The following is a 24,615-nucleotide window of genomic DNA, read 5'->3' as shown; positions in this document are numbered from 1 at the left end:
TTTGATGACAAAATAAAAAATCCCGCCGGATGACGGGAAATGAGATACTATTTTACAACACTTAAAAGCTCTTTTTGGGCTTTCCAGCCGGATTCTGACCCCGACGTTTCCAGTTCTTTCAGCGCTTGAAGCACGGCCTCTTTCTGCTTTTTGTCAGCGGCGTCTGCGCCGTCTGCCGCTTTTGCCGCTTCAGCCACTTCCGTTTTTGAAAGATCTTTGCCGATAATCGCTTTGGCGGAGAGCTCAGATGCCTGTTTAAAAGAGTCTTCCAGCCCTGAATCGACCGCAAAGCTGAGCTCTTTTCCGCCCCAAGCCTCAAAATCATGGTCTATCAGTGTCTGACCCAATTGCTGTGATAAGCTTTTTTCCGCTGCAAGCCCGGCGATCACGTATGTGTATCCGTCTTCTTTTGCCAGAGAGACGGCCGAGTATCCTTTTTCAGTCAGCTGGTCAACAAGCGTTTGCGCTCCTTTTTCTGATGAAAATTTTCCGGCCTGCACCGCATATGTTTTATAGTTTCCCGCTGAAGATTCCGCATCTCCTGTGCCGGCTGTTTCAGATTTGTCTTTAGAAACATCACCCGCTTTCACCGTCTGCCCTTGTGAACCTTTGTCAGCTGATGCCGGAGCGGAGGCTTCTTTACTTCCCGACATATTTAAGGCGACAAGGCCGAGCCCGGTGCCTAAAACAGCCGCAACGGCAATTGTCGTGACCGCTTTTTTAACTGGAGAAGACGGCTGCTTTTTTTTCGGAAAATGAGGGCCTGTTTTTTTCTTCTGGTATGGCGGAACGACTTTCGGGTCATCTTCAAATACCTCAGAATTCTTCTCATGATCCCAATTGAAATCTTCTTCTTTCGGATCTTCATGGGAAGCGGCGGTCTCCTGTTCCGCCTTTTTTGTTTCTTCCCAATTGGAAAATGTGACGGTCTTCTCCCCGCCTTCATTCACATCTTCTTGTCCATACATCGTTTCTTCTTGTCCGTTAATGGTTACTTTAAGGGCATTGTTTTTAGCTTTGCTGTGCTTTTTGCTCTTCCTTTTTTTCAACGTCTCTTCCCCCTTGCATTCGTCTTGGCCGTACCTTGAACTGATCATGGTTCACACTTTAGCATAGGCGAAAAAAAAAAGAACAAGACTTTTGTCGTCTTGTCCAAAAAACGTTCGCCAAATTTTTCAAGCTCCGCCTGAAGCGAGCTTGATGTAAAACGAAAACAGCTCTTCACCGTATAAATAACTCAAAGCGCTCCCGGCTGAGATGGCCGGCGCAAACGGAAATGGCTGCTTTTTACCAAGCCTGCCCCGGGCTGCGGCGCACATACCGTATACGGCTCCGATCATAACGGAAAGAAAGAATGCAATGAGCACGAGCTTCACGCCGAGCGTCAGGCCGATCACCCCAAACAGTTTCACATCACCTGCGCCGATGCCTCCTTTACTGACAAACATGATAAAAACTAGCAGAAAAAATCCGCAAACAGCTCCGGCAAAACCCGCATACCATGAATCCAGCGGAGAAAACATACGGCCGGCGATAAAAAGCGGAAGAAAAAACAGCAGAACTTTGTCAGGAATCAGCATATATTGCAGATCCGTCATAGTAACAATCATGAGCAGAGACAGAAATAACAGCGCGACTAACAGTTCTTTTGAGAAACCGAAATGAATGCCTGCAGCCGTGAATAAACACGCCGTCCAGCATTCCGCCGCCGGATACATAACCGACAGCTTCGCACGGCAGTTTCTGCATCTGCCTCTTTGCAGAATATAGGAGACGACGGGCACAAGCTCCCCCCAGGAGAGCGGCAAGCCGCAGAACGAGCAGGCTGAACGCGGCGAAATAACCGAGATTCGAAGCGGGATACGGCACGCTGCTGTATAAAAAAAAGAACCGAAAATTAAGCCGAGAAAAAACAGAATCAAAAGCACTCAGACCACACCTTTACTATCAATCTGGCTCAGATTATAGCAAAGAAAAACACCATGACTGAAATGGCTGAAAATATATTTTCAGCATAAAAACACCCGGCAAAACCGGAAAATGGTCTGCCGGGCATCCGAGGGGCTGTCAGATAAGCCGCTTTCTCATTTCTGAAATAAAATATAAGGAGCCGGTAATGATGATGACATCATCCGCCCCGTCTTTTTGTTCTATCCATTCTTTCACACTGTCCGGGTTCTCATCGAAGCTCTTAGACGCAAGACTGCTTGCATTGTAAAGAGCTTCGGCGCTTGAAGCACGCGGAAAGTCAAATGATACAAAGTGAATGGAATCTGCTTCGGTTTCAAGCTTTTTAATCATTTCCTGATACGGTTTGTCTTTTAATGCGCTGAATACGACATGGACGTTTTTATCGGCAAAGCGCTGCCTGATCGTTTCTGTCAGCGTTTCAACGCCCTCTTCGTTATGCGCGCCGTCCGCAAACACTAAAGGGCGGCTTTGAAGACGTTCAAACCGGCCCGGCCAGGAAGCTTTTTTCAGGCCGTTTCGCATCGCTTCTTCTGAAATGACTGCGGCTTCCAGGCGATTCAGCCATTCAGCGGCCAATATCGCCAATGCCGCATTCTGCCTTTGGTGAATGCCGATCAGTGACGTTTGAATGTCTTCATAGCATTTCGTTTCTGTTTCCAGCGAAAAGCTTTCGCCGGACGGAAGCGCCGCTTCATTAAACAGTCTGCACGTTTTATAAAGTGACTGATACGGAGCCTGCTTTTTTTCGGCTTCCGCTTCAATAACGCCGAGTGCTTCCGGCTGATTGACACCCGTAATGACCGGAATGGAATTTTTAATGATACCGGCTTTCTGCCCGGCGATCTCCTCGATGGTATTGCCTAAAATGGCCATATGGTCATGTCCGATACTTGTAATGACCGACAGGAGCGGTTTCACAATATTGGTTGAATCAAATGTGCCGCCGAGCCCCGCTTCAAAAATAACAAAATCGATATCAGCCCGCTTCGCAAAATATAAAAATGCACACGCTGTAATGATTTCAAATTCTGTCACCGTTCCGGCATCAGTCTTATCGAGCTCATCGACTATCGGCTTTATGTCATTAACGAGCGTTCTCCATTCCTCATCGGTAATCGGCGTGCCGTTGACGCTGATACGCTCATTAAACGTAATCATGTAAGGCGATGTGAACGTGCCGACCGTATAACCGGCTTCTTGAAGCACGGAACGGATAAAAGAGACGGTTGATCCTTTGCCGTTTGTGCCCGCCACATGAATGGCGCGGATGTTCTTTTCCGGGTGTTCCAGTTTTTCCATCAGCTTTTCCATACGGAGAAGGCCCGGCTTAACGCCGAACTTGAGTCTGCCGTGAATCCAGCTGATCGCTTCTTTGTACGTATTAAACAATGAAATCCCCTCTTTTATACGACAAGGCGGTTTCTTAGGAAACCGCCCCGCTGTTTTATCAGCCTTTCAGCTCTGCAATCCGCTGCCGGACAGCTTCGCGTTTTGCCGTGTAGTCTTTCTCTTTTCCGCGTTCTTCTTCAATGACATGCTCAGGAGCTTTTTTAATGAATCCTTCGTTGCCGAGTTTTTTCTGAACGCGTTCGACTTCTTTTGTCAGCTTGTCGAATTCTTTTTGCAGACGGGCGATCTCCTCATCAATGTTAATCAGCCCTTCAAGCGGCAGAATGACTTCCGCTCCGGTGACGACCGCTGTCATCGCCTTGTCTGCCGCAGTGATATCCGTCCCGATTTTCAGCGTGCTCGGATTCGTGAAGCGTTCAACGTAAGAACGGTTCTTCTCAAGGCGGCCGGCAATGTCTTCGGTAGATGTTTTAATGTAAAGTTCAACCTGCTTGCTCATCGGCGTGTTGACTTCGCTCCGGATATTGCGGACAGAACGGATTAATTCAACGAGCAGTTTCATATCCGCAGCTGCCTCTTTATCCGTATGTTCCGGCACCGGAACCGGCCAAGAGCTGATCGTGATTGACTCGCCTTCATGAGGAAGGTGCTGCCAGATTTCTTCCGTTAAGAATGGCATAAACGGGTGAAGAAGACGCATCGTCTGGTCAAGCACGTATGCCAGAACAGACCGGGTTGTTTTCTTCGCCGCTTCATCTTCCCCGTACAGCGGAAGCTTCGCCATTTCGATATACCAGTCGCACACATCGTCCCAGATAAAGTTGTACAGGTGGCGTCCGACTTCACCGAATTCATAACGATCCGCAAGCTGTGTTACGTCTTCTATCGTTTCATTCAGTCTTGTGAGGATCCACTTATCAGCAACTGATTTTTCACCGGACAGATCAAGCTCGTCATACGTCATGCCGTCCATGTTCATTAATGCAAAACGGGAGGCGTTCCAAATTTTATTTGCGAAGTTCCATGTGGATTCCACTTTTTCATAGCTGAAACGGAGATCCTGTCCCGGTGAACTTCCGGTTGCCAGGAAATAGCGCAGGGAATCCGCTCCGTACTTGTCGATGACATCCATCGGGTCCACGCCGTTCCCAAGGGATTTACTCATTTTTCTGCCCTGCTCGTCACGGATTAAGCCGTGAATCAGCACGTCTTTGAACGGACGCTCGCCGGTAAACTCAAGACCTTGGAAAATCATCCGGGATACCCAGAAGAAAATGATGTCATATCCCGTTACAAGTACATCGGTTGAGTAATACCGCTTAAAGTCTTCAGCGTTTTCATCAGGCCAGCCCATTGTAGAAAACGGCCAAAGCGCGGAGCTGAACCATGTATCAAGCACGTCTGAATCCTGCTCCCAATTTTCGCTGTCCTCAGGCGCCTCAAGGCCGACGTACACTTCTTTTGTTTCTTTATGATACCAAGCCGGGATGCGGTGGCCCCACCACAGCTGACGGGAAATACACCAATCACGGATGTTTTCCATCCAGTGCAGGTACGTTTTCTCGAAACGGTCAGGAACGAAGTGAACCTTCTCTTCTTTTGCCTGAAGGTCAACCGCAGCATCGGCCAGCGGCTGCATTTTGACAAACCATTGTGTGGACAGGTACGGCTCAACAACGGCGCCGCTTCTCTCACTGTGGCCGACAGAATGCATATGGTCTTCGATTTTAAAGAGAACGCCGGATTCCTGAAGATCTTTGACGAGTTTTTTGCGGCATTCAAACCGGTCCATGCCGTTATATTGCAGCGCTTTTTCATTCATTGTTCCGTCTTCATTCATGACGAGAATCCGCTCTAAATTGTGGCGGTTTCCGAGTTCAAAGTCATTCGGGTCATGGGCAGGCGTAATTTTAACGGCGCCTGATCCGAATTCCATATCAACATAATCATCGCCGACAATCGGAATTTCGCGGTTTGTAATCGGCAGAATCACCGTTTTGCCGATTAAGTGCTTGTAGCGCTCATCTTCAGGATGAACCGCGACAGCCGTGTCGCCAAGCATCGTTTCCGGACGGGTGGTCGCGATTTCAATTGAGCCTGAGCCGTCTGCTAACGGGTAGCGCAAATGATAAAACGCGCCCTGTACGTCTTTGTAAATCACTTCAATATCGGATAAAGCCGTTTTTGTGGCAGGGTCCCAGTTGATGATATATTCGCCTCTGTAAATCAAGCCTTTTTCGTACAACTTGACGAATACTTCACGCACGGCTTTGTTCAGCCCTTCATCAAGAGTGAAACGTTCGCGTGAATAATCGAGTCCGAGTCCCATCTTGGCCCATTGGCTGCGGATGAAATCAGCATACTCTTCTTTCCACTTCCACGTTTCTTCTAAAAACTTTTCACGGCCGAGGTCATAACGGCTTGTGCCCTGCTCGCGGAGTTTCGCTTCGACTTTTGCCTGAGTGGCGATGCCGGCGTGATCCATGCCCGGAAGCCAGAGCACGTCATAGCCCTGCATGCGTTTCATACGCGTAACGATATCTTGCAGCGTCGTATCCCACGCATGTCCAAGGTGCAGCCTGCCCGTCACGTTCGGCGGCGGAATGACGACAGAATACGGCTGTTTCGTTTGATCGCCGCCCGCTTCAAAATATTTTCCTTTCAGCCAAAAATCATAGCGGCCTTTTTCAATCGCAGACGGATCATATTTTGTCGGCATTGTTTGTTCGTTTGTATCCATGATAACCCTCCAGCATGTTTAGAAATGGCTGAGCAACTAAAAAAGAGCCTTCATCCTGATAAAGGACGAAAAGCTCTTTCGCGGTACCACCTTTTTTCATGAACAGATTTGTTCATGCACTTAAACGGATAACGGGTGCGGCCCGAATTTCTCTACTGTATGTTCAAGAAATTATGCTCCCGGGCGACCTTCCAATGAGACGGCATAAGAAGCCTTTCAGCACAGTAGCTTCTCTCTCTTCATGCGTCTTTCTTGTACTCTTCCCGTTCAAAGCAGGTGTATTTATATCAGCTCATGATCTTATTTATTATGTTCTTTATTATAGTAAAAGTGTTTTTGATTCGTCAATCATCTTTTCCAAAAACCGCTGCCGTCATACATAAATGGGCATGCACCCCGCTCTTCCCCTTACATACGATACATAGAAAGGCGAATGTGAGGAGGAATTGCCCGTGAGAAAAAAATTCAATTCTTATTCGCTCCCCCAGTGGGCCAGACAGGTCCGCCTTGTATCCGTGCAAGTCATTATCCCGATTACGATCTTTCAGGGGATCAGGACGATTTTCTTTCCGACGACTTTTGATGTCCTGCTGCTTGCCATCCTGCTGTTTTTAGCGTGCGCCCTGCATTTGGATTGGATATAAAAAAACGAGTCCCGTTATGAAGAGGACTCGTTTTCCGCTTTTATTTTTTTCTCCCGCTCAATCTGATGAACCTTCATGAGAAAAGGTTCAACATTTTTCATCTGCCAAAACGCTCTTAATAATTGCGTGCACTCTTCTTTTTCAGAGCCCCTTTGGCCGGTCTGATACCGTTTCAGCACTTTGTACATGGCGGACGGATAAGCCATATAGCTGAGAAACAGGCTGATTTCCGCTTCACGGAGCGGGAATGATTTGTGATACGTATAAAACCAGTCCAGGCATTCTGGACATGCTTTCGGATAGCTTCTGAACATTCTGGAGTAAAAGCCGAGCAGGTCATTTTGCGGAGGACCCAGCGCAGCTTTCTCGAAATTCGTGAAAAAGCCCGATCCCGCATCATTATACAGAAAGTGGCGGCTCGATAAACTGCCGTGGTTGATCACCGCTCTCGTCTTGTCATGATCCTTTGCCGCGTCAAACCATTCTTCCAGACGTTCGAGAGCAAAATTGACGGCGGAAACCGTTTCTGTAAGATACGTAACAGCCTGCAGTTCAAAAGGTGAAAGGTACCACTCTTTTTCCGCCCGGTCGGCGAATTGTTCATAGACAAGTTTATCATTTTCCCAATCTCTTTTCGTTGCTTCATAAAAGCGGCTGATATCTTCAGTCCGGATTTGGATGTCCCGCACAGTCGCAGAATGGAGCTTCGCGACCTCTTTAAAAAGGTAAACATGTTTTTGGTCCCGTTCTTCTTCCTGATCGTACTGAAGCCAAGGCATTAAATAATAAGAATTCTCCGTCTGTCTTCCCGCAAAAAAATCGCCTGCATACGTGCGGCAGATCGGCACAAATGATCGGTAGCCTTTCTCCTCAATCTCAATCATAAGATCCGTAAATTCACTGCTGCGGGCCGGCTTGAGCTGTTTCAAAGCAAAAATGCCGTAGTTTGAGTAGACCTTCCAAACATGCGGGCTGACAGGCTCAATGTACTCAGCCGTCAGCCCGTATTCCTGAAGCACTGATTGGACTGCTTCCATTCCATTCACCACATTTTTACGGCCTCTTTGTGCTTACACATGGCTGTTATTATATTCAGGTATATACAGAAGCTGACCTTCCTCAAGCTCGTCATCAAACGATAAAGCATTCGTTCGGATGAGCTGCTGGGATGTAATGTCATATCGTTCACACACCCGGTCGATTGTATCTTGCTGCTGCACGATACAAATTTTCATTCTTGAAAACTTTTCTTCTTCCCTTGTAAATAATTTTGTCAAGTAATGAGAGTTGTCATTTTCCTTCTGCTCGGTTCCCGGTGCCGCTTCTTCATTCTTTCTTTCAGGCTTAAGCGGCTCAGGCTGTTCCGCTTGCGCCGGCTCCTCCGGCGGCAGTTTGGAAAACTGAAAAGACAAATCGAGAGGCTTCCCGGTTTCCTCCTCCGGCGGCGCCATCTTCCTTACCTCAATTTCAAACCCTTCTTCATCATGAGCCTCTTCTTCAAGCAGCTTAGGAGCGCTGTAAAACTCCTCTTCCTGCCGTTCCGGAACGAACTCACGATAAACGGGCGCCTGCTCTTCTTGAAAAACCGCAGGCTCATCTTCGTCTTCTGCCGCCTTATGATCGCTCTGGCGGAGAAGCGGCTCGGCCTCTGGCTGCTCTTCTTTTTGAAGGAAGGGCTGTTCCGCAATTTTTGTTTTTTCTGCATGCGGAGTCAGAGTGAATGCAGGGAAAACCGGTTCGATATCATCTTTTGGCTCTTCCTGCGCTTCTGCTGAATCATCCTCAAATACGGGTTCATTCCTCACGGCTGACATGATTGCAGGCTCCTCAGCTTCTTCCGGCTCTTCTTCGTGCTGGAAGGAAACGGGAGGAGGAGGCTCAGTAAAGGAAACAGGTTTCGGCACCTCTTCTTGCTCCCTCAGAATCGGGGCAGTTTCCTGCTCTTCTTCCTGCTCCCTCAGAATCGGGACTGCTTCCTGCTCTTCTTCCCGCTCCCTCAGAATCGGGGCTGCTTCCTGCTCTTCTTCCTGCTCCCTCAGAATCGGGGCTGCTTCCTGCTCTTCTTCTTGCTCACTCAAAATCGGGGCAGTTTCCTGCTCTTTTTCCTGCTCACTCAAAATCGGGGCAGTTTCCTGCTCTTCTTCCCGCTCCCTCAGAATCGGGGCTGCTTCCTGCTCTTCTTCTTCCCGCTCCCTCAGAATCGGGGCTGCTTCCTGCTCTTCTTCTTCCCGCTCCCTCAGAATCGGGGCTGTTTTCTGCTCTTCTTCCTTCCGCTCCCTCAGAATCGGAGCTGCTTCCTGCTCTTCTTCCTGCTCCCTCAGAATCGGGGCTGCTTCCTGCTCTTCTTCCCGCTCCCTCAGAATCGGAGCTGCTTTCTGCTCTTCTTCCTCCTGCCTGAGTAAAGGCGGGATTTCTTCCTCGTTTTTCTCAGTTTCTTGTGCTGCTTCTTCTGATACAGTCAAAGGTATTTCAGGCTCATGGCGTATCATTAATTCTGGTTCATTTTCGTCCTCTGAATGATGTCCGGCAAGATTGATCATTTCTTCTCTGGCAAATTCAGGCGCCACGTACAAAGGGATCTCCGGCTCTTTTGGCTCGGATTCCTCAAGCAGCCCTTCAATTGCCAAATCAGCTTGAATGGTTAAGATCCTTGAATCCGTCAGCTGATAATCAAAGGCATCAATAAATACGAAAACATCATTGAGGTGGCTCACTTTATTTTTCGGAATCGTGATGTCCACCGGGAAACAATGAATGAGCTCGGCCGTGCCATCCTCCCTCGCCCTCACTTCCTCTACATGCCTCAGCTCACTATTAAGCTCTTCAAAATGACTGCTGTGATCTATGTTGTACTCGCCAGTAAGTTCTAATGATCCTTTAATTGAGACATAATCATTTACTTCCTGCACCCTGATGTCAGGGTCTAATGAAATCGAAAGTAATTCAGAAACTTCCTGTCCTTTTTGGAAACAGATTGATTCTTCAACAGAAAATTGCAATCGGTGATTATGCGGCAAGTTCATATCCTCCTTTCATCTAATCCATACAATTAGATGTCACTAAAGGTGTATGCCGCAATCCGGGAAAATATGATAATGGAAGCATTGAAAAAAGCCGATACAAGTCTTGCTTGCATCGGCTTTTCGGTATCAGCGGCTGATCGCCTGGAACACTTTCTCAGCGGCTTGAATGGTATTTTCAATATCCTCCATTGTATGCGCAGTGGAGAGAAACAATCCTTCAAATTGAGACGGCGGCAGAAATACGCCTGCGTCGGCCATCCCTTTATAATACTTGGCGAACAGCTTTAAATCAGAAGATTTGGCTGATTCATAGTTAATGACAGGCTCATTGGTGAAAAAGAAGCCGATCATTGACCCCGCCCGGTTAAACGTATGCGGAATGCCATGTGCTGCAGCTGCTTTTGAAATGCCTTCTTCAAGCATATCGCCTTTTTTCACAAATTCTTGGTAAGATTCAGGTGTGAGCTGCTGTAATGTCTCAAGTCCCGCTGTCATGGCAAGCGGATTTCCTGACAATGTTCCCGCCTGGTAGATCGGACCGCTCGGCGCGATTCGTTCCATGATTTCGGCTTTGCCGCCATACGCACCGACAGGAAGACCGCCGCCGATGACTTTGCCGAGACACGTTAAATCAGGCGTCACGCCGAAATATCCTTGCGCACAGTTATAGTCCACGCGAAAACCGGTCATGACCTCATCAAAAATGAGCAGCGCGCCATACTGTTCCGTAATGTCGCGAAGTCCTTGTAAAAAGCCTTCCTGCGGCGGAACAACGCCCATATTGCCTGCTACCGGTTCAACAATGACCCCGGCAATATCTTCACCGTACTCCCGGAATGCGAGTGCAACGCTTTCCAAGTCGTTGTACGGAACGGTAATCGTATTCATCGCAATCCCTTCAGGTACGCCCGGGCTGTCCGGCAGGCCGAGTGTCGCCACTCCGGATCCCGCTTTGATCAGCAGCGAATCACCATGGCCGTGGTAACAGCCTTCAAATTTCAAAATTTTGTTGCGGCCGGTATATCCTCTTGCCAGACGCAGGGCGCTCATTGTCGCCTCTGTGCCGGAGCTGACCATCCGCACGATTTCAACAGACGGCACACGGTCAATGACCAATTTGGCCAGTTCGTTTTCCACTTCAGTGGATGCCCCGAAACTTGTCCCGTTCTCGGCTACTTTTTTCAGGCTTTCAACGACCCGGTCGTTCGTGTGGCCCAAAATGAGCGGCCCCCAGCTCAGGACGTAGTCGATATATTCATTGCCGTCAATATCAAAAATTTTCGATCCTTTTCCGCGCTGCATAAAGATCGGGTCCATATCAACTGATTTAAACGCGCGCACCGGGCTGTTCACTCCGCCCGGCATCAGTTTCTGCGCTTCTTTAAAAGCGGCTTTTGATTTTTCATAGCTTCTCATCTGCCTCAGCTCCCGTCAAATGAAATCGTTACTCAGCAAGCCATTTTGCTGCGTCTTTTGCATGATACGTCATAATCAGATCGGCTCCTGCACGTTTCATGCCCGTTAAAATTTCCAGCACCATTTCTTTTTCTTTAATCCAGCCGTTTTGGGCTGCCGCTTTCACCATGGAATACTCCCCGCTCACATTATATGCGACCAGCGGCAGGTGATGGCGGTTTTTCACATCACGCATAATATCTAAGTATGACATAGACGGTTTGACGATTAAAAAGTCAGCGCCTTCTGCCGCGTCTGATTCAGCCTCACGTAGCGCTTCCAGGCGGTTGGCCGGATCCATCTGATATGTTTTTCGGTCACCGAACTGCGGCGTGCTGTCAGCCGCGTCGCGGAACGGACCGTAAAATTCACTTGAATATTTCACGGCATAAGACATGATCGGAATATTCGTGAAGCCTTCTTTGTCGAGCGCTTCCCTGATCACTGTGACAAAACCGTCCATCATATTTGAAGGAGCGATGATGTCAGCGCCGGCTTTAGCCTGGCTGACGGCTGTCTGCGCCAGCAGTTCAAGCGACTCGTCATTCAGGATTACTCCGTCTTTCACGACGCCGCAATGGCCGTGATCCGTGTATTCACAGAGACATGTATCAGCGATGACGATCATTTCAGGATAATGCTTTTTAATCTCAGCAATCCCTTTCTGCACAATGCCGTGGTCGTGAAAAGCCTGGGTTCCGCAGGCGTCTTTTTCTTCCGGCACGCCGAAAACGATGACCGACTTAATGCCGAGCGATATCAGCTCAGCCATTTCATCCTTTAACAAATCAAGTGATACATGATAAACCCCCGGCATGGAAGGAACTTCTTTTTTTCCTTCGAGTCCTTCAACGACAAATAACGGGTAAATAAAATCTGAAGGGTGAAGACGTGTTTCTTTTACTAAATCTCTCATCGCAGCGTTCGCGCGCAAACGGCGGTGTCTGTTAAATGTTTGATTCATCATTATCTATCCTTTCCCGACATGCTGCACATGACGTCCAGCATGCCTTCAATCGTATAGGTGTCAGGCACATGGGATGAGATCCCGTATTCCAAGAGCGCTTTCTCTGTCAAAGGGCCGATGCTGATATAGCTCGCACCGCTGTTTTCCCACGCTTTTTCTCCGTCTCCGACCGCGTGCATAAACGTATGCACCGCCGATGAGCTGGTAAACGTAATAAAATCAAAATGAGAGCGGGATGCAGCCCGTCTCAGCTCGTCCATGCCTTTTTCATCCTGAATGGTATTGTATAACACCCATTCCCTTATTTGATAGCCAAGCGGCTCAAGCTCCGCTTTTATGACATCGCGTGATAAATTGCCCTTTATCACTGAAATGGGTTCGGCAGCTGATGCGTGCCGTTTTAAAGTATCAGCCAGACATTCCGCCACATACTCGTCAGGCATCGCATCCGTCCGGGCTCCCCGCTCTTTCAGGGCGCGCGCTGTCTTTTCACCGACGGCTGCGATTTTTTTCCGTCCCGAAAGCGCAAGGCCATGCTGATCAAGGTAGGAAAAAAAGAACCGGACGCCGTTTACGCTTGTAAACACAAGCCAGCCCGGTTCAGAAAGGTCTTCCCGCAGACTGTCCGCACATTCATCCGGGAGCGCTTCCTGAAAAGCGATCAGAGAGGCGGAAACAGCCGTTCCGCCGAGCGCCTCCACTTTTTTTCGGAACGGTGCTGCCTGTCTTTTGTTCCGGGTGACGAGCACGGTCTTTCCTTGTAAAGGAAGGTCATTCGCCATCCTGTTCGAGCTCCTGTTTCACGCTGTCGATTAGTGCTTTGGCTCCTTTTTCAGACATCATCGCCGCACAGCGTTTCCCGATTTCTACCGGATCATGTCCCGCCGCTGTTTCTTTATAAATCGTCTTTCCGTCCGGAGACGCGACAAGACCGACCAATTCAACCTCATCCCGGTCATTGACGGACGCATACCCGGCTATCGGCACTTGGCAGCCGCCTTCCATCGCGTGTAAGAAAGCCCGTTCGGCTGCCACCGTGCGCTGCGTATACTCATCGGTAAATTGCGCAAACAGCTTCAAAAGCTCTTCATCCGACTCTCTGCATTCAATGGCAAGAGCGCCTTGGCCGACCGCGGGCAGACAGCGGTCCGGTTCGAGGAATTCAGATACGACATCATCTTTCCAGCCCATTCTCGAAAGCCCCGCAGCCGCTAAAATAATAGCATCGTAATCTTCCGTTTCAAGCTTTTGAAGTCTCGTATCGATATTGCCTCTGATCCACTTAATTGTAAGATCAGGGCGTTCAGCAAGAATCTGGGCGCTTCTTCTTAAACTGCTGGTGCCGATGATGCCCCCTTCTTTTATGCCGTCCAGCTTTTGATGCCCTTTTGAAATGAGCGCATCACGCGGATCCTCACGTTTCGGTATGCAGCCTATGACAAGACCCTCAGGCAAAACGGCGGGCATGTCTTTCATGCTGTGAACCGCCATATCAATCTCCTGATGCAGCAGCGCCTGTTCAATCTCTTTGACAAACAAACCTTTGCCGCCCACTTTTGACAGTGTAACATCGAGGATGCGGTCGCCTTTTGTGACAATCTCCCGGATTTCAAAGTCATAGGAAGGATTCAATTCCTTCAGTTTGTTAATCACCCATTTTGTCTGGGTCATAGCCAGTTTGCTCCGTCTGGAACCTACCTTAATCGTTCTCATTTTCTTTCCTCCCGAATCTGTTTGGGCGCGTGCGTTAACTGAACCAATGGAATTGTGACAGGCTTCCGAGCAGGAAGTAATTAATCATCAGCACGAGAAAACATGCTGAATTCCATAACGCCGCCACTTTTCCCTGCAGTTCCTTAATCATTCTAATATATAAATAGTAGCTGTATAAAAGCAGCACAATAAACGAGCCGAGCACTTTTGAATCAAACCAGTACAGCGTTTCCAGCGACACATACGCCCAGATCACGCCTAATATCAGGCTCAACAGCAGCATCGGAACCCCGATGACATTTAAAACGTAAGCCATATAATCAAGTTTTGACAAATCTTCAATTCTCAACAGCCATTTTCCCCATTTTTTCTTCTTTAATAAAGAATATTGAAACTGATAAAGAAGCGAAAAGACAAAAGAAAGGGAAAAAGCGCCGTAAGACAGAATCGCCATTGTAATATGAATGACCAAAAGCTCTGAGACCAGCTGGCCGGAAAAGGCGGCCGAATGCTGATCCGTCGGTGAAAACGTATGGATCGCAATCATCGAGAAACCGATGACATTCGTGAAAAACACGATAAAATCAACGCGCAGAATCTGCGTGACCACAAGTGAGAGCGTGACAAGCACCCACGCATAAAAGTAAAGGGCCTCTGTAATATTCAAGACCGGAAATCTGCCCGTCTGCCACATGAAATAAGAAAGATAGACGGTTTGCAGAGTCCAGACAATAGAAAGCAACCAGAAGGCTATTTTTCCAGCCTTCCGGTTGTGTTGAAGAAAATCTATAAAGTAAAAAAGGACGCTTACTGCATAAATAACAATTGTCGCTTCATTAAGTCTTGCCATTGCTGTATCAATCATACAGCCCTCACTCACTTACAAGCGGACGTAAGCCCGTTTTTGCTTCTGCCTTTTGAAACGAATGAACCGTCTGGCGGTTATCCAGGCTTTTGTCCAGCTGGCGGCCGGCCTCTTCCTCAATATCGAAAATCTGCATAAACAGCTTCAGCTTTTCATCTGAATCCGCTTCAGCCGCAAGCTCTTTCGCTTTCAGAATCGGGTCGCGCAGCATTTGGTTAATGATGCTTTTCGTATGTTTGCTGAGAAGTTTTTTCTCTCTTACCGTCAGATGAGGCAGCTTGCGCTCAATGCTCTGCATCGTATCGGACTGGATGGACAGCGCCTTTTCACGCAGCGCCGAAATGACCGGCACGACCCCGAGCGTATTAAGCCACTGCTTAAACTCAACAATTGCCGCTTCAATAAACAGCTCGACTTTTTCAGCGGTTTCGCGGCGTTCTTGTAAGTTGGCTTCAACGATTCCTTCAAGGTCATCAATATCGTACAGAAAAACACCTTCAAGATCATTCAGCGCCGGATCGAGGTCTCTCGGCACAGCGATATCCACCATAAATAACGGACGGCCTTTCCGCTGTCTGCCCGCTCTCTCCATCATCTCTTTAGACACGACGAAATCACTTGCGCCTGTCGAACTGATTAAAATATCAGCTTCAGCAAGTGCATGTTCAAGCTGGTTTAAGCTGCGCGCTTCTCCGGAGAAACGGTCAGCAAGCGCTTTTGCCTTCAAAAACGTTCTGTTGATGACCGTTACTTTGCCGATACCCTGACCGTGCAGGTTTTCTGCGGCGAGCTCGCCCATTTTTCCCGCACCGAGAATCAAAATGTGCTTATTTGACAATGAGCCGAAGATTTTTTTCGCGAGTTCAACGGCGGCGTAACTGACGGAAACGGCATTGGCGCCGATATCGGTTTCGGCATGCGTGCGTTTGCCGACGGTCACCGCCTGTTTAAACAGCTCATTGAAAATGGTGCCGATCGTCTTTTCTGCCTGCGCCGTTTTAAAGCTCGAGCGGACCTGGCCGAGTATTTGCGTCTCTCCTATGACCATGGAATCCAAACCGCACGCCACACGGAATAAATGCTCGATCGCCGCGTCGCTCTCATAAAATTTCAGAAACGGAGACAGCTCTTCTTTCGGCAGCGAGAACCATTCGGATAAAAATGTCTTTATATAATAACGGCCGGTATGAAGCTGGTCGACCACCGCATATATTTCGGTGCGGTTGCAGGTTGACACGATAATGTTTTCAAGAACGCTTTTTTCTTCTTTTAAACGGAGCATCGCTTCTGCAAGCTCATCCGGCTGAAAACTTATTTTTTCGCGTATTTCAATAGGGGCGGATTTATAATCTACTCCCACAACAAGAATATGCATCGCTTTCATGCACCCCCGTACATCGCAATTTATTTATAATCATTCTAACATAGAATTTATTATTTATAATAATTATAACATAGTTTCTTCGGGAAAATGTGAACAGATTTCAAAAATGTTATGCTATAGTATAAAAAGCTCGTTTCCACTGTAATCATCATACTAAAAATCCTTTACTGCGGGTAGGTGACAGGATGAAAAAAACATCAATTTTATTACCGGGACTTCTGCTTGCCGCTTCATTATTCGCATGGCTTCAGAGCGGACAGGTTCACCTGTTTGCGAATCAGGGGGAATGGCCGGTGCTCCTTATGCTCTTGGGGGCCGTGCTCTTGTATCAGGGCAAAAAGGAAGCGGCCGGGCCTCACGTCCTGATCGGCATGCTTCTTTTCGGCATAGGTTTACACTTTTTCGCCAAACCTGAGCTCTCATGGTGGCCGGGAGATTTTGAAATGATTCTCTTCGTCTTCGGATTCTCCTTATTTGCGGCAGCCAGAAAAGAATATGTATACGAAGCGGCTGCCATGATTGGTTTTTCCCTCTTTTTATACTTCTTTAAACAAATTACGGCGTGGCTGGAGTCCGTCCATATTCCGACGGAACACTTCAAAACATACTGGCCGTATGTTTTCATCGGAATCAGCCTTTTATTATTATTTATCAAGCGGAACAAAACTATACGATAAAACCCAAAACGCACTGCGTTTTGGGTTTTTCATTACCGGCTGATCATTTTTTTAATGGCTCCCCATGCTTCATCTTTGCCTTTTTTCGTTTCAGAGGAAAATAAAATCAGCTCATCTTCAGGATCCATATCAAGCGTCTGTTTGACAACCTTTAAGTGCTTGTCCCATTTTCCTTTTGGAATCTTATCCGCTTTTGTCGCGATAACGATGACGGGAATGCCGTAATACTTCAGGAATTCATACATGTTCACGTCTTCAGCAGACGGCGCGTGCCTGAGGTCGACAATCTGCACGCAGGCTTTCAGCTCTTCGCGGGTCGTCATATAGGTTTCAATCATTCTCCCCCATGCTTCCCGCTCGCTTTTGGAAACTTTCGCAAATCCGTACCCGGGAACGTCGACAAAATGCAATTCATCATTGATGATGTAAAAGTTTAAAGTCTGTGTTTTCCCCGGTTTTGATGACGTTCTGGCCAAGTTTTTCCGATTGATTAATGAATTGATAAAAGATGACTTTCCTACATTTGATCTTCCCGCCAGCGCGATTTCCGGAAGCCCCCCATCAGGGTACTGTTCGGGTTTGACCGCGCTGATCACGATTTCTGACTTTGTGACTTTCATTTCTTCTCTCCTACTAAGGCATGTTCCAAAACGTCATCCAGGTGAGAAACGAATATAAACTTCAGTCCTTCTCTGACGCTTTCTGGAATATCCTCTATATCTTTTTCGTTATCTTTAGGCGCAATAATCGTGGTCAGGCCCGCTCTGTGCGCGCCGAGCGCCTTTTCTTTCAGTCCGCCGATCGGAAGCACGCGGCCCCGCAGCGTGATTTCTCCCGTCATACCGACTTCGCGTTTTACCGCACGGTCCGTTAATGCTGAAACGAGCGCCGTGGCCATCGTAATTCCGGCAGAAGGGCCGTCTTTCGGCACCGCTCCTTCAGGGACATGGATATGAATGTCATACTTCTCATGGAATTTCGGGTCGATTCCGAACTGTTCCGCTTTCGAACGGACATAACTGAAAGCGGCCTGCGCTGATTCCCGCATGACATCTCCAAGCTTCCCGGTCAGAATCAGCTTTCCTTTTCCCGGTGACAATGACACTTCGATTGACAGCGTATCTCCGCCGACCGTCGTATACGCGAGCCCCGTGACAACCCCGATTTGATCTTCGGTTTCCGCCTGTCCGTATCTGAATATCCGTTTTCCGAGATAGTCGGCCAGATTTTTCTCTGTAACCGTAATGCGTTTTCTCTCCTCAGACACAATGGCTTTCGCAGCCTTTCGGCAAATGGCGGCAATCTGGCGTTCAAGCGTTCTCACGCCGGCTTCCCTCGTATAGTAGCGGATGATGTCCGTAATCGCCTGATCCCGAATCTGCAGGCTGCTCTTTGTGAGGCCGTGCTCTTTGATTTGTTTCGGAAGCAGGTGGTCTTTCACGATCTCCAGCTTTTCGTTTTCAGTGTAGCCTGACAGGCTGATAATCTCCATTCTGTCTCTGAGAGGGCCCGGGATGGAAGCAAGGTTATTCGCAGTCGCGATAAACAGCACTTTCGATAAATCGAACGTCTCTTCAATATAGTGGTCGCTGAATGTGCTGTTTTGTTCCGGATCCAGCACCTCAAGCATCGCCGAAGACGGATCGCCTCTGAAATCAGACGACATTTTGTCGATCTCGTCGAGGAGAAAGACCGGATTTTGTTTGCCGGCTTTTTTCATTCCCTGGATAATCCGGCCCGGCATCGCCCCGACGTATGTGCGCCGGTGCCCGCGGATTTCAGACTCATCGCGCACTCCGCCCAGTGAAATTCTCACAAAACGGCGTCCCATGCTCGTACTGATTGATTTTGCAAGAGATGTTTTACCGACTCCCGGAGGTCCGGCGAGACAAAGAATCGGCCCTTTCAGCGTTTTCGTCAGCTGTTTCACGGCCAAATACTCCAAAATCCGCTCTTTCACTTTCTCTAAGCCGTGATGCTCTTTATCTAAGATTTCCCCGGCTTTTTTAATATCAAGTTTATCTTCTGTTTCATCCGACCACGGAAGGGCGATGAGCCAGTCGATATAGTTGCGGATAACAGAGCTTTCCGCTGAGCTTGACGGCACTTTTTCGTAACGGCTTAATTCCTTAAGCGCCGTTTCTTTGACACGCTCAGGCATGCCTGCTTCTTCTATCTTTTCCGTGAGCGACTGAACTTCGCCGGTTTTTCCTTCTTTGTCGCCAAGCTCCTTCTGAATGGCTTTCATCTGTTCACGCAAATAGTATTCCTTTTGAGTGCGTTCCATCGAACGTTTGACGCGCTGACCGATTTTTTTCTCAATCTCCAGCACTTCTTTTTCATTATGAATGGAACGAATGACCTTATTCAGACGTTCTTTAATATCCGCCGTTTCTAAAATGTCCTGCTTGTCCTTTAATTTCAGCGGGAGATGAGAAGCGACGATATCCGCCATTCTGCCGGGCTCTTCAATATCAGTCACAGCCGCATACGTTTCTGCGGAGATTTTTTTAGAAATTTTTATGTACTGGTCAAAATGGTCCAGCAGCGTCCGCATAAGCGCTTCGTCTTCCACGTCTTTTGAATCATCCTCATGCATCAGCTGTATATCGACCGAAGTATAATCTTCGAGTTCGGTGTATTCAAGGATCTGCGCCCGCTGAATGCCTTCTACAAGCACTCTGATCGTACCGTTGGGCAGCTTCAGCATCTGTTTAATTTTTGTATAAGTGCCGACGGCGAAAATATCCTCTTCACCCGGTTCGTCTATCGAAATATCCTGCTGAGTGGCTAAAAAAATCATATGATCATGCATCATTGCCTGTTCAAGAGCCTGAACCGACTTGTCACGGCCTACATCTAAATGTAAAACCATTGTCGGGTATACCAATAAGCCTCTTAAAGGGAGGAGCGGGATGCTGCGTTTTGTATCTTCTGCCATGTGACTGACACCTCCGTGACTTTAGTATGAACCATTATAATACAACTTTTTCATCGTTGTACAATTCCGGGATCGGGCTTTAATCGGCTTATCCGCCTGCCCTGTATATAAAACAGTCTCTTCGTAGTATACCCTTTCTTTCTGTTCTGAAAAAGGAAAAGATGTCCTCCATAAAAAAACCCCATTATAAAAATGGGGTTTATACAGATTCTTTATTCATTTGGATATCAAACGGTTTTTGTTCTGAAGGAGGGTCAACCAATATGACGTCAAGCACTTCCTGGAACGTTTTTACCGCTTTAATGGTGATTCCGTCTATTCGTTTCAGAATGGACTGCTGATTTTCATATGGGATAATGACCGTTTTTGCTCCGGCCTGTTTTGCGGCTTTAATTTTCGGAATGACGCCGCCGATCGGTTTGACAAGCCCCGTCAGGCTGATTTCTCCCGTCATCGCCACCGTATGGTCGATCGGGATGCGGTGAATCGCGGAAAAAATCCCCGCGGCCATCGCGATACCTGCTGAAGGTCCGTCAATCGGGCCTCCGCCCGGAAAATTGACGTGAATGTCATAGTCTGAAGGTTTGATGCCCATTGTGCGGAGAACCGTCAGAACATTTTCCACAGATCCCTTCGCCATGCTTTTGCGGCGGATCGACTTCGATTGGCTGCCGATGCTTTCTTCCTCTGCAATTCCCGTGATATTCAGGCTTCCTTTGTCCTGCGCCGGTGTGACATTCACTTCGATTTCCAGCAATGCGCCGCTGTTCGGCCCGTAGACGGCGAGTCCGTTCACGATGCCGACTTGCGGTTCATCGGCGATTTTCTGCTCATTTTTAGGTGTGAGCTGACTGGAATGAACAACCCATTCTATATCTTCTGTCGTGATTTCTTTTCTGTCCTCAGTCACCGCCATGCCGGCGGCGATCTGGATCATATTGACGGCTTCACGTCCGTTTCTCGTATATGCGGTCAGCACGCTGAGAGCTTCGTCAGAAATCTCTTTCTGAATTTTGTCGGCTGCTTTTTTCGCAACGATTTTAAGTTCATCCTTTTCCAGCTCGCGGAAAAATACTTCAAGACAGCGCGAACGGATGGCCGGAGGAATTTCAGTCGGCATTCTCGTTGTCGCTCCGATCAAACGGAAATCCGCCGGAAGCCCATTTTGAAAAATATCATGAATGTGATTCGGTATTTGCGTATTTTCTTCACTGTAATACGCACTGTCTAAAAATACTTTTCGGTCTTCAAGCACCTTCAGCATTTTATTCATCTGAATCGGGTGAAGCTCGCCGATTTCATCAATAAACAATACCCCGCCGTGAGCATGGGTCACAGCCCCCTGTTTCGGCTGCGGAATGCCTGCCTGGCCCATCGCACCCGCTCCCTGATAAATCGGATCATGCACTGAACCGATAAGCGGATCGGCAATCCCCCGTTCATCAAACCGCGCGGTCGTCGCATCAAGTTCAACAAAAACAGCCTGCTTTTGAAACGGTGACTGTTTATGTTTTTTCGCTTCTTCCAATACCAGCCGCGCCGCAGCCGTTTTACCGACTCCCGGAGGACCGTAAATAATGACGTGCTGCGGGTTCGGTCCGCAAAGCGCTGCTTTTAACGCTTTAATTCCGTCTTCCTGGCCGACAATGTCCTGAAAGCTTTTCGGCCGCACCTTTTCTGATAAAGGTTCTGATAAACTGATGGCGCGCATTTTGCGCAGCTGTTCCATTTCCTTTTTTGATTCTTTATCTATCGTCACTTTTTGTGTTCGCTGGTTTTTGAGCAGATTCCAAAAATATAGTCCGATGACTATCCCGAAAAACAGCTGTACAAATAATGCGATCCCTGTCCAACTCATGCTGGTCCCTCCTGAAAAAACGATTTATGTATCCAATTCATTCCTCTGTCCGCTAGTATCTCCCAGCAAAGCCCGGAATAAACATTTTCAGAAGGGTCAGGACAAGAAAAAAAACCTCCTGATCAATTCGGGTCAGGAGGTTTTGTCATGTTATGCTGATGTTTTATCTTGGCCGACAACAGTGCCGTCTTTTAATACAAGACGCGGCGCTTCACCGTCTGCGACTGTCGCTCCGGTAATGACACATTTTTCAATATCATCACGGGACGGCAGATCAAACATGACGTCAAGCATGATGCCTTCAATGATAGAACGCAGGCCGCGTGCGCCTGTTTTACGCTCGATCGCTTTTTTCGCAATTTCAGATAATGCCTCGCCTTCAAATTCAAGCTCGACATCATCAAGTTCTAACATTTTCTTGTATTGTTTGACGAGTGCGTTTTTCGGTTTAGTCAGAATTTCAACCAGTGCCGTTTCGTCAAGCTGCTCAAGGCTTGCAATGACAGGAAGACGGCCGATGAATTCAGGAATCAGACCGAAACGGAGCAAGTCTTCCGGGAGAACTTTAGAAAGCAGTTCTTCTTTTTCCAGGTCTGCCGCTTTATTATCTGAGCCGAAGCCGATGACTTTTTGTCCGAGACGGCGTTTGATGATTTGTTCAATGCCGTCAAATGCACCGCCGCAAATGAACAGAATGTTCGTCGTATCGATCTGGATGAATTCCTGATGAGGATGTTTGCGTCCTCCTTGAGGCGGCACGCTTGCAACCGTTCCTTCAAGAATTTTCAGCAGCGCCTGCTGAACGCCTTCGCCTGATACGTCGCGTGTAATGGACGGGTTTTCAGATTTCCGCGCTACTTTATCGATTTCATCGATATAAATAATGCCTTTTTCTGCTTTTTCCACATCATAGTCTGCTGCCTGAATCAGCTTGAGGAGGATGTTTTCTACGTCCTCACCGACATATCCGGCTTCAGTCAGAGATGTAGCGTCCGCGATCGCAAACGGAACGTTCAGAATACGCGCAAGCGTCTGGGCAAGAAGTGTTTTCCCGCTTCCAGTCGGTCCGATTAAAGAAATATTACTTTTAGAAAGCTCAACATCATCCACTTTACTGTTGGAATTGATGCGTTTGTAATGGTTGTATACCGCAACCGCAAGTGATTTCTTCGCCTGATCCTGTCCGATGACATATTCATTCAGAATCTCACGGATTTCCTGCGGCTTCGGAACGTCTTTAAATTCGACTTCTTCTTCTGTACCAAGCTCTTCCTCTACGATTTCTGTACAGAGCTCAATACATTCGTCGCATATATATACACCCGGTCCTGCAACCAGCTTACGAACCTGATCTTGCGTTTTTCCGCAGAACGAGCATTTCAATTGTCCTTTTTCCTCGTTGAATTTAAACATTCTTTCACCCCTTAATCTTGTCTCACTTTTTCTTTTACCTGAAGGGCAAAAGAAAACGGTTCTTGCTACGATCGAGTATGTATTGCATTTTACCATACTTTCCAGTAAGACGGTAACAATGTGTTTCGCACTTGCACATTCTATATGTATGACGAAAAACAGCCCGGCAATGACTATCTTGCCCCAAGAAAAAGAGTTATATCATAATTGTACAAAACAAGGCACGAATTAATCGCGCCCTGTTTTATTATGTCTATTATTATGAACCATATTAACGGTTTTCTACAAGAAAATCAATTGCTTTTCGAACTTTTAAATCTTCTTTCATCGCGTCAGTTGAACCGATTGCCTGCTTGATGTTTTCAACCGGCATGTTGTAAGCTTCAGCCATTTTAGTCAGCTCAGCTTCAACTTCTTCGTCCGTTACTTCAAGGTTTTCAGCTTGAGCAATCGCTTCAAGAGTCAGGTTTGATTTTACGCGTTTTGCGGCATCTTCTTTCATTTGCTCTTTTAACGCGTTTTCGTCTTGGCCTGAGAATTGAGTGTAAAGCTCAAGGTTCATGCCTTGCATTTGCAGACGCTGTTCGAATTCTTTCAGCATGCGGTCAAGCTCAGTGTCGATCATCGCTTGAGGAACATCAGCTTCAGCGTTTTCAGATGCTTTCAGAACAAGCTCTTCACGCAATTTAGCGTCAGCTTCGTTTTCTTTTGCTTCTTCAAGGCGTTTTTTTGTTTTCTCAGTTAATTCAGCAAGCGTTTCAACTTCTTCGTCAATGTCTTTTGCGAATTCGTCATTAAGCTCAGGAAGCTCTTTCGCTTTGATTTCATGAATTTTCACTTTGAAAACAGCTGGTTTTCCGGCAAGCTCTTCAGCGTGATACTCTTCAGGGAATGTTACTTCAACATCCTTTTCAGCGCCTGCTTCAAGGCCTGTTAACTGCTCTTCGAAGCCCGGGATGAATGAACCTGATCCTACTTCAAGTGAGTAGTTCTCAGCTTTTCCGCCTTCAAACGCTTCGCCGTCAACGAAACCTTCGAAGTCAAGAACGACTGTATCGCCGTTTTCAACAGCGCCTTCTTCTTTCACGACAAGCTCAGCCTGACGCTCTTGAAGCGCTTTAAGTTCGTTTTGTACATCTTCGTCAGTAACGGCAGTGTCATCTTTTTCGATTCCTAAGCCTTTGTAATCGCCAAGTTTCACTTCCGGTTTTACAGTCACTTTTGCAGTGAAAATTAAGCTTTCGCCTTTTTCGATTTTTTCAACATCGATTTCAGGGCGGTCTACAGGCTCAATGCCGGCTTCTTCAACCGCTTTAGGGTATTCTACAGGAAGTAAAATATCTAAAGCATCCTGGTAAAGAGCTTCAACGCCGAAACGCTGTTCGAATAAACCGCGGGGAACTTTCCCTTTGCGGAATCCAGGAATAGAAACCTGTTTTACTACTTTTTTAAATGCATCATCAAGAGCTGTTTTGAACGTATCCGCATCAACTTCAACCGTTAATACGCCTTCGTTGCCTTCTTGTTTTTCCCATTTTACAGACATGTGTTTCCCTCCAAAAATCTATTCAGGTTGTGTCGGTCTTCCATTCTAAAGCAATCCGCGGCTTTGTC

Annotated in this window: 19 protein-coding genes and 1 other annotated feature; of the genes, 2 read left to right on the top strand and 17 right to left on the bottom strand. The window is 47.5% G+C overall.

The annotated features are described in order from the left end of the window. Positions 1 to 47: 47 nt before the first annotated feature. The 4 genes from ACWJJ4_RS06520 to ACWJJ4_RS06505 all read right to left on the bottom strand — a co-directional run bounded on the left by ACWJJ4_RS06520 (position 48) and on the right by ACWJJ4_RS06505 (position 6,061). Entirely contained in the window at positions 48 to 1,049 is a 1,002-nt protein-coding gene (locus ACWJJ4_RS06520) for an SPOR domain-containing protein (RefSeq protein WP_146284285.1), read from the bottom strand. A gap of 126 nt (positions 1,050 to 1,175) precedes the next feature. Then, positions 1,176 to 1,928 carry a prepilin peptidase gene (locus ACWJJ4_RS06515; RefSeq protein ID WP_060674737.1) on the bottom strand — a complete coding sequence of 251 codons (753 nt, stop codon included), beginning with the start codon at positions 1,926 to 1,928 and terminating at the stop codon, positions 1,176 to 1,178. Positions 1,929 to 2,067: 139 nt separating this feature from the next. After that, positions 2,068 to 3,360: a bifunctional folylpolyglutamate synthase/dihydrofolate synthase gene (locus ACWJJ4_RS06510; RefSeq protein ID WP_206584081.1), complete on the bottom strand. Its 1,293-nt coding sequence runs from the start codon at positions 3,358 to 3,360 to the stop codon at positions 2,068 to 2,070. 58 nt (positions 3,361 to 3,418) lie between these two features. Continuing rightward, positions 3,419 to 6,061: a valine--tRNA ligase gene (locus tag ACWJJ4_RS06505; protein ID WP_070082171.1), complete on the bottom strand. Its 2,643-nt coding sequence runs from the start codon at positions 6,059 to 6,061 to the stop codon at positions 3,419 to 3,421. 58 nt (positions 6,062 to 6,119) lie between these two features. Beyond that, positions 6,120 to 6,341: a binding site (T-box leader), on the bottom strand. Positions 6,342 to 6,513: 172 nt separating this feature from the next. Here ACWJJ4_RS06505 and ACWJJ4_RS06500 point away from each other — a divergent pair. Continuing rightward, positions 6,514 to 6,705, top strand: a complete 192-nt coding sequence (locus tag ACWJJ4_RS06500; protein WP_060674742.1) for a hypothetical protein — start codon at positions 6,514 to 6,516, stop codon at positions 6,703 to 6,705. A 14-nt stretch (positions 6,706 to 6,719) separates the two neighbouring features. Here ACWJJ4_RS06500 and ysxE read toward each other — a convergent pair whose 3' ends face one another. The 8 genes from ysxE to hemA all read right to left on the bottom strand — a co-directional run bounded on the left by ysxE (position 6,720) and on the right by hemA (position 16,103). Continuing rightward, entirely contained in the window at positions 6,720 to 7,742 is a 1,023-nt protein-coding gene (gene ysxE / locus ACWJJ4_RS06495) for a spore coat protein YsxE (protein WP_060674860.1), read from the bottom strand. 33 nt (positions 7,743 to 7,775) lie between these two features. Further along, the gene (locus ACWJJ4_RS06490; protein WP_454021517.1) at positions 7,776 to 9,722 is read right to left on the bottom strand and encodes a LysM peptidoglycan-binding domain-containing protein; all 1,947 of its coding nucleotides are present in this window, start codon (positions 9,720 to 9,722) and stop codon (positions 7,776 to 7,778) included. Positions 9,723 to 9,854: 132 nt separating this feature from the next. Then, positions 9,855 to 11,144, bottom strand: coding sequence for a glutamate-1-semialdehyde 2,1-aminomutase (hemL, locus tag ACWJJ4_RS06485; RefSeq protein ID WP_110085406.1), 1,290 nt, complete (start codon positions 11,142 to 11,144; stop codon positions 9,855 to 9,857). Between the two features lie 28 nt (positions 11,145 to 11,172). Beyond that, entirely contained in the window at positions 11,173 to 12,147 is a 975-nt protein-coding gene (hemB, locus tag ACWJJ4_RS06480) for a porphobilinogen synthase (RefSeq protein ID WP_003152632.1), read from the bottom strand. A 2-nt stretch (positions 12,148 to 12,149) separates the two neighbouring features. Further along, on the bottom strand, positions 12,150 to 12,932 hold the full coding sequence (locus tag ACWJJ4_RS06475; RefSeq protein WP_070082173.1) for a uroporphyrinogen-III synthase: 783 nt from the start codon (positions 12,930 to 12,932) through the stop codon (positions 12,150 to 12,152). Then, positions 12,922 to 13,863 (bottom strand): hydroxymethylbilane synthase, encoded by a 942-nt coding sequence (gene hemC / locus ACWJJ4_RS06470; protein WP_454021516.1) that lies wholly within the window; start codon positions 13,861 to 13,863, stop codon positions 12,922 to 12,924. The genes ACWJJ4_RS06475 and hemC overlap by 11 nt, the downstream gene beginning before the upstream one ends. Positions 13,864 to 13,897: 34 nt before the next feature. Continuing rightward, positions 13,898 to 14,728: a cytochrome c biogenesis protein gene (locus ACWJJ4_RS06465; protein ID WP_003152629.1), complete on the bottom strand. Its 831-nt coding sequence runs from the start codon at positions 14,726 to 14,728 to the stop codon at positions 13,898 to 13,900. 7 nt (positions 14,729 to 14,735) lie between these two features. After that, positions 14,736 to 16,103 carry a glutamyl-tRNA reductase gene (hemA, locus tag ACWJJ4_RS06460; RefSeq protein ID WP_003152628.1) on the bottom strand — a complete coding sequence of 456 codons (1,368 nt, stop codon included), beginning with the start codon at positions 16,101 to 16,103 and terminating at the stop codon, positions 14,736 to 14,738. A 194-nt stretch (positions 16,104 to 16,297) separates the two neighbouring features. On the opposite strand from hemA, the gene ACWJJ4_RS06455 reads away from it, so the two are divergent. After that, the gene (locus ACWJJ4_RS06455; protein ID WP_014305520.1) at positions 16,298 to 16,789 is read left to right on the top strand and encodes a hypothetical protein; all 492 of its coding nucleotides are present in this window, start codon (positions 16,298 to 16,300) and stop codon (positions 16,787 to 16,789) included. Positions 16,790 to 16,821: 32 nt separating this feature from the next. Here the strand turns inward: ACWJJ4_RS06455 and yihA are convergent, their stop codons facing one another. The 5 genes from yihA to tig all read right to left on the bottom strand — a co-directional run bounded on the left by yihA (position 16,822) and on the right by tig (position 24,547). Continuing rightward, a complete protein-coding gene (gene yihA, locus ACWJJ4_RS06450) occupies positions 16,822 to 17,409 on the bottom strand; it encodes a ribosome biogenesis GTP-binding protein YihA/YsxC (protein WP_003152626.1) in 588 nt (195 codons plus the stop codon). Beyond that, a complete protein-coding gene (gene lon / locus ACWJJ4_RS06445; protein WP_052827698.1) occupies positions 17,406 to 19,730 on the bottom strand; it encodes an endopeptidase La in 2,325 nt (774 codons plus the stop codon). Before lon ends, yihA begins: the two co-directional genes overlap by 4 nt. 199 nt (positions 19,731 to 19,929) lie before the next feature. Then, complete coding sequence (gene lonB / locus ACWJJ4_RS06440) at positions 19,930 to 21,588, bottom strand: ATP-dependent protease LonB (RefSeq protein ID WP_003152622.1); 1,659 nt, start codon at positions 21,586 to 21,588, stop codon at positions 19,930 to 19,932. A gap of 150 nt (positions 21,589 to 21,738) precedes the next feature. Continuing rightward, positions 21,739 to 23,001, bottom strand: coding sequence for an ATP-dependent protease ATP-binding subunit ClpX (clpX, locus tag ACWJJ4_RS06435; protein WP_003152620.1), 1,263 nt, complete (start codon positions 22,999 to 23,001; stop codon positions 21,739 to 21,741). Positions 23,002 to 23,272: 271 nt separating this feature from the next. Beyond that, positions 23,273 to 24,547 carry a trigger factor gene (gene tig / locus ACWJJ4_RS06430; protein WP_003152618.1) on the bottom strand — a complete coding sequence of 425 codons (1,275 nt, stop codon included), beginning with the start codon at positions 24,545 to 24,547 and terminating at the stop codon, positions 23,273 to 23,275. Positions 24,548 to 24,615 lie beyond the last annotated feature (68 nt).

It is taken from the genome of Bacillus sp. JK62 (genome assembly GCF_053663455.1).
This window is presented reverse-complemented; position numbering and strand designations above follow the sequence as displayed.